At 39.3% G+C, this 5452-nt stretch carries 3 protein-coding genes; all 3 read right to left on the bottom strand.

The features are described from left to right. On the bottom strand, positions 1 to 846 hold an 846-nt coding region (locus tag ACFIKE_RS08110), incomplete at its 3' end, for a BID domain-containing T4SS effector (RefSeq protein WP_375649163.1). Positions 847 to 1166: 320 nt separating this feature from the next. Then, positions 1167 to 2345: a BID domain-containing T4SS effector gene (locus ACFIKE_RS08105; RefSeq protein ID WP_375649160.1), complete on the bottom strand. Its 1179-nt coding sequence runs from the start codon at positions 2343 to 2345 to the stop codon at positions 1167 to 1169. Positions 2346 to 2658: 313 nt separating this feature from the next. Then, the gene (locus ACFIKE_RS08100) at positions 2659 to 4257 is read right to left on the bottom strand and encodes a BID domain-containing T4SS effector (protein WP_375649158.1); all 1599 of its coding nucleotides are present in this window, start codon (positions 4255 to 4257) and stop codon (positions 2659 to 2661) included. Positions 4258 to 5452: the final 1195 nt, after the last annotated feature.

Genomic DNA, 5452 nt, shown 5'->3' with positions numbered 1-5452 from the left:
TGCGTTACCAAAAACAACTTCGCACCAATATTTGATCTGGGCATAGTGCCTTTTGACTTTTGAATGTTGTTGAATTTTGGTAGAAATTTCTGCCTCTGAAAGAGTTTCTTTTTCACGTTGATCTGGTTTTTGCAGAAGTTCAGTGACTGCTGCCTTTCCCATTAAACGTTCATAGTTTTTTAGTTCTTGCTCTGGAAATTGCAATAGGCTCTCTCTTGCCTGTTTTACAGCTTTTGTATAACAATCAACGGTGACGCAAAGGGCGGAAAAATCTTCTTCCGCTTGTTTGCGCGTTCGATTTTTGAAGCCCAACGTGCTGGTGCCTGAAAGTTTAGCAATACTTTCAGGATGGGCTGCCATGCGCCATGAGAGCTCCTTTCCTGCAGCAGGATTTTTTTGAATTTCCTGCATTTTTTCTTGCAAAATATTTGAATCGCCATATGCACTTGCGGATAAACGTTGGATTTCCTCTCGATATGTTTGAACCAATGAATGGTGTGGAAGCAATTGAATGATTTCTTCCTCTGAGAGAATTCTTGTTGCCCTTTTTTGAGAAACTTGTGAAGTAACTGTTGAGTGTGTCGTTTCAAGTTGTTTCTGCCTTTTGGTAGAGTTGCCTCTTGTTAGAAGCGTTGTTGGATTTGTTGATGCATGTACAGTTTCTTCTTCTAAAAGAGATTGTCTTTCCTCATCTTTTTCCAGTATGGATGACAGTCTTTTGCTTTGTGAAAGCGTTTCTTTAGGGAGGGAGTCACCGCCTGATACTTCTGCTGCTGCTTTTTCATAGAGCTCTATAAGTTCTTGTATTGAAGGAGATGGAAAAGGGTGAGGGTGATCTTTTTTCATGTATGTTTCCTTTCAAGAATTGTTTTAGAAAACCTCTTTGGTGCACACTCTCGCCCTTTATACTTTTATGGTTTTTATAAGAAGAAAATTGAGTGGTCTCCAAAGATCGACGCTATTTATCACTGTCGTAATGGGAATTTGTGTCTTTTATACAGTTTTTTTGTGAAATTTTATCAATAAGTTATAGTCAATTACTGCATCCATTTTTAGGATTATTTTCTATCACAAGATAAAACAATTCTTGGCGCAACCGCAATGAAACGATTTACGCCAAGAGATTACATGAAAACCAAAAATTTATGTGTTTTTACGTTTATGCCTTACACGGCATAAGCCATTCCTTTTTCGGTTGCATGTTTTCGTTGTTGTGAGCCGTGCTCTGGATTAGCCTGTTCTCTTCCTTTTGCGTGATGATGGCGATGATGGTAGTGATGTCTGTGCTCTGAGTCTCTTTCTGGACTTTCGTGTCTTTGACCTCTTTCTCTTTCCTGCTCCCGTGTAAACTGTTTATGGAGCTTTTGTGTAGTATGGATATGTCTCTCAAGAGCTGAGCAAAGGGGAGAAAAACCCTCTTCAGCTTCTTTGCGTGCGTGACTTTTTATGCCAAGTGCTTTCCTACCTGCAAGCTTACCCGCGCTTTCAGGATTTTCTGCAAGGTCCCGCAAGACTTTTTCTGCATTTTTTGGATCGTCAAGAATCTTAGCCAAGTGTTCATTCAAAGCATGTTCGTTACCGTAAACAACGTTGCACCACTCTTGGGTTTCTCTTACACCATATTGAAAACTTGTGTTTTGTAAAAGCTTTGTTGTAATCTCATCTTTCGGGGTTCTGGGAGATGTTGTCGTTCCTCTGCCAACGCCTTGGTAGATGGGATTTTCTCGTTGTTCAGACTCTTGCCCGCCTTCAGCACCCATGCCAACCGTTGCATAGACAGATTCTAGCGGTCTTTGGGGGGAGCGCCCACCACTTTCACCAAATTCAAGCTCTGCATAGAGATGTTCTGGTTCATGGGGATATCGTCCACCTTGTGCACCTTCACCAATTGTCTCGTAAGGGGACGTTTGCCAACCTTTCGCCTCCAGATCCGTTACTGCATAGGGATCTACGAGTTTGTCGGCGCGTCGCCCATCACTTGGTCTCCCACCAAGTCTGTCATAGGGATTTTCTAGTGGCTTTTGGGGAGCATAGATCGTTGTTGGTGGTTGTTGAAGTGTATATTGTTGTGGGTTGCGCTGTTCTTTGGGTGGTTTGTTAACCTTTGCGTAGAGGTCTTCTACATTAGAAGCTCCTAGGTTTTGTTGTTCTAGTGGCTTTTTGGGAGCATAGACCGTTGTTGGTGGTTGTTGAAGTGTATATTGTTGTGGGTTGCGCTGTTCTTTGGGTGGTTTATTAACCTTTGCGTGGAGGTCTTCTACATTAGAAGCTCCTAGATTTTGTTGCTCAAATTGTCGTCTTAGTTCATCTACATTGGTAGAAGCGGTTGGGTAACTTTTTTTCATGGCTGTTTCCTTTCAATATTTTTAGAAAACCTCTTTGGCGTTGGCGCATTCCCTACTTTTTGATAACTGTAAGACACAAGGCAGATATCGAATTGAATGACCTCCAAAGATTTCGCGCTATTCATATTTATATGTAGTGGACATTTATGTCTTTTATACAGTTTTTTTATGAAATTTTATCAATAAGTTATAGTAAATTACAGGATTCATTTTTAGGACTATTTTTTGTAACATTCTAAAACAACTGGTGGGCGCAATGGAGATAAAATGATTTGCGCCAAGAGTTAGTTGGAAGAAAAAAGTTCACTCGTTTTTAGCCGGTAAGAGCAAGTGATGAAGAGCGATTAACTTTTAAGGTGGGAGCTTGACATTGTGCTTCTTTGGTGTTCCTTACAGTATTCGCAATTTCTTTTGCTCTGCTTTCTGATGTTCCAAGTAGGCAAGCTAGTCTGGTATAATCTTTTTCTTGTATGGCTTTACGATCTTCTGAGGATAGACGATTATGTAGTTGGCGCGAAAAGTGATGGAGTTCTTGTCGCAGTGAACGAGAATGCAATAAAGCTTCTCTTTGTTGTTCTCTTGGTAAGGCAAACAGGTTTTGTAAATTTTTTCCAGGTGTTTCGACGGTGTGGCTCAGGCGTTTTTGTTCTCTTTGATGTTGTTCTAAAGTTTCTTCTTTTGTTTGTTCTGTTATTGTGGCATAATTTTTAAGGGCTTGGCTGAGTTGTGGAACAGTTTGTTCCGCCTGTCTGCGATTTGGACTTTTCATGTCAAGTATTTTTCTTCCTGCAAGTTTAGAAATTGATTGAGGGTTTTGTAAAATTTCATTGGCAAACTGATTTCCTAAGCTTGGATCTGCCGTTAAGATATCCGTTTTTGTCTTTAAGGCGTGGGCTTTACCATAAACAATCTTTGATAAGTTTTCGATTTCTTTTCGGCATGCTTCAACATAAGGGTCATTTGAAATCCTTGTGAATAACTCTTCATGTGTGAGAGGTGCTAATGTCTCTTTTGGGATCAGTGTTTCTTGTAAGCTTTGAACGTTGTTTTTTTGAAAGCAGAGGCGGGCACCGTTTTGTAATGTTTTGACGAGTTCTGGGGGGAGATCATCTTTGTGGCCGACGACGAAAGCACCGTCTACTTCCATGACAAAACCTTCTGCTGAAAAACCTCTAAAGATGCCTTCATAGGGGATCCCTTCTTTTGCGGCAACAACAATACGATTGTTAATTTCATCTAGTCCAGCATTTCTCATTTGGGAGATGAATTCTTTTAAAATAAGGGATTTTTGCGGATGCGTGATATCTTCAAAAAGATCCTTCATCGGTTGGGGATTGCCATATTGCATGGCTTCAATACAAGCTGCTGTCATGCGTCTTTTTGTGATGAAAGAAAAGTCAATGGTATGTCCTGCTGCTTGTCCAAGTTTTTCCATAAACATTCGATTTACGCGCCCATTCCCTTTTCGGAAAGGATGTGCGTGCTCGAGCACCATAAAAACTTCAGCGGCATTTTCAGCAAATTCTTGGCGCGATAAACCTTTTAAATTGTTCTTCTCATTAAGTGTTTTTTCGAGTTGTTTTAGTTTTTTTTGAATCTGCGGTCCGACAGCAAAAGGAACTTCATAACCTTTGGGACGCATCGCCGGCATATGGGCAGAGGTTCCGTCTTCAAATGTAAAGGATACATCACGGGTTTTTCCAGCCCATTCAAAAGTTTTGTGGAAGAGGCTCCAGTGAATTAATTTTAAATAAGTGGAATCAAATTTTTGTGGAAGTGGTTCATGGCGAAAATTGACAGCTTCTCTGGCGGTATCATGGGCACAGCGTTCATACAGTTTTTTGGGATTTTTTATGCCGTATTTATTTTTGAGTGTTAAGGTACCTTTATATAAATAATTTTGCTCTAACATATAATCTCTCCTAAGTAGGGTGGTGGTTGATAAGCGTCTTAAACGCTGCATATGAAAAATTCCCCTTCGCGTATTCTTTTGAGATTTTTGGTGTTATGAGAGGGAGTGCTTTTCCCTCAAGTGTATGGATGGTTGTATCGATCGTTTTGTGATACTTTTGAAAGGTTTTCTGATGTTTCTTTTTGTTTATTATCCTGTTGTGCTGTAAAATACTGGTATTGAAGGTGCTGGTATGAATCCCATGAGTGGTCAGAAAATGGATTATCTACAAGTTGACTCTGGAAAAAACTCCATTCTTTGAGGTGTAAGGAAGAGGTCAAAAAGAAAAACGTTGCTTAAAATTGTTGGTTTTTTTCTTTTAATAAAGTTATTTGTAAGAGCGCTTTGATGAAGATCGTGGATATGGCGGGTGCAATCGCTCTTGGTTTGCGGATGGAGTTGGTACTTTTCATACACAGTACTTAGATTAGTGAATCTATGGGCAAAAGCAGTCATCAAGAATCTTTCTCCATTATGTTTTTCTTATTGCTCCATACGAACATCTTGCCATATGAAAATCTCGTTTGTGTATGTTTGAAACAAATTGTTTTTTATTTTGATTGTTGCTCTTATCGTATTGCGCTTCTTTAAGATCCATAAGAGAGGAATCCCTTTCTTTGGTTGGGGAGAAAGGCTTTTTTTCAGCGCTTTATCATTAAAGTAGAACACTTTATGATATCGTAAAGGGGGAAAAGCTTGTATAAGGATGATTTATTCATTTTGATGTATATCTAAAATGTTTTTTTTGGAAAAGTCGATGTTCTTGAATGTAGGTGTCTTGAGAGTTCTTATCTCAAAGATTAAATTTTGGGTTGTTTGTAGGGGACAAATTATACACAAAAAGCTTTGGAGGAATGTATTTGCAGACTTTCCTCAGTGGAGATGTTGGTTTAGTTATAGGTGATTTGATGAGGGGATTGGTGTTTTTTATAAAGACGATGGGCGCTGGTAAAATGATACACAAAATACAAAAAGGAAAAAACACGGATTTTTTTTATCATGTTTTCCCTATGTGTGTGAGGAAGCGGGTAAAAACTTTTTGTTAACGGGCTTTTAAAAAACAGAAATGTATATTGTTTTTGTTCTTTTCATAGTCAAGATCTCATAAGAGGAGGTTAGTTTTTCTTTTGTGGGGCAAAGCGGTTTTTTGCAGCTG

The organism is Bartonella sp. MU70NMGDW (genome assembly GCF_042194085.1).
GTDB classification, from domain to species: domain Bacteria; phylum Pseudomonadota; class Alphaproteobacteria; order Rhizobiales; family Rhizobiaceae; genus Bartonella; species Bartonella grahamii.
This window is presented reverse-complemented; position numbering and strand designations above follow the sequence as displayed.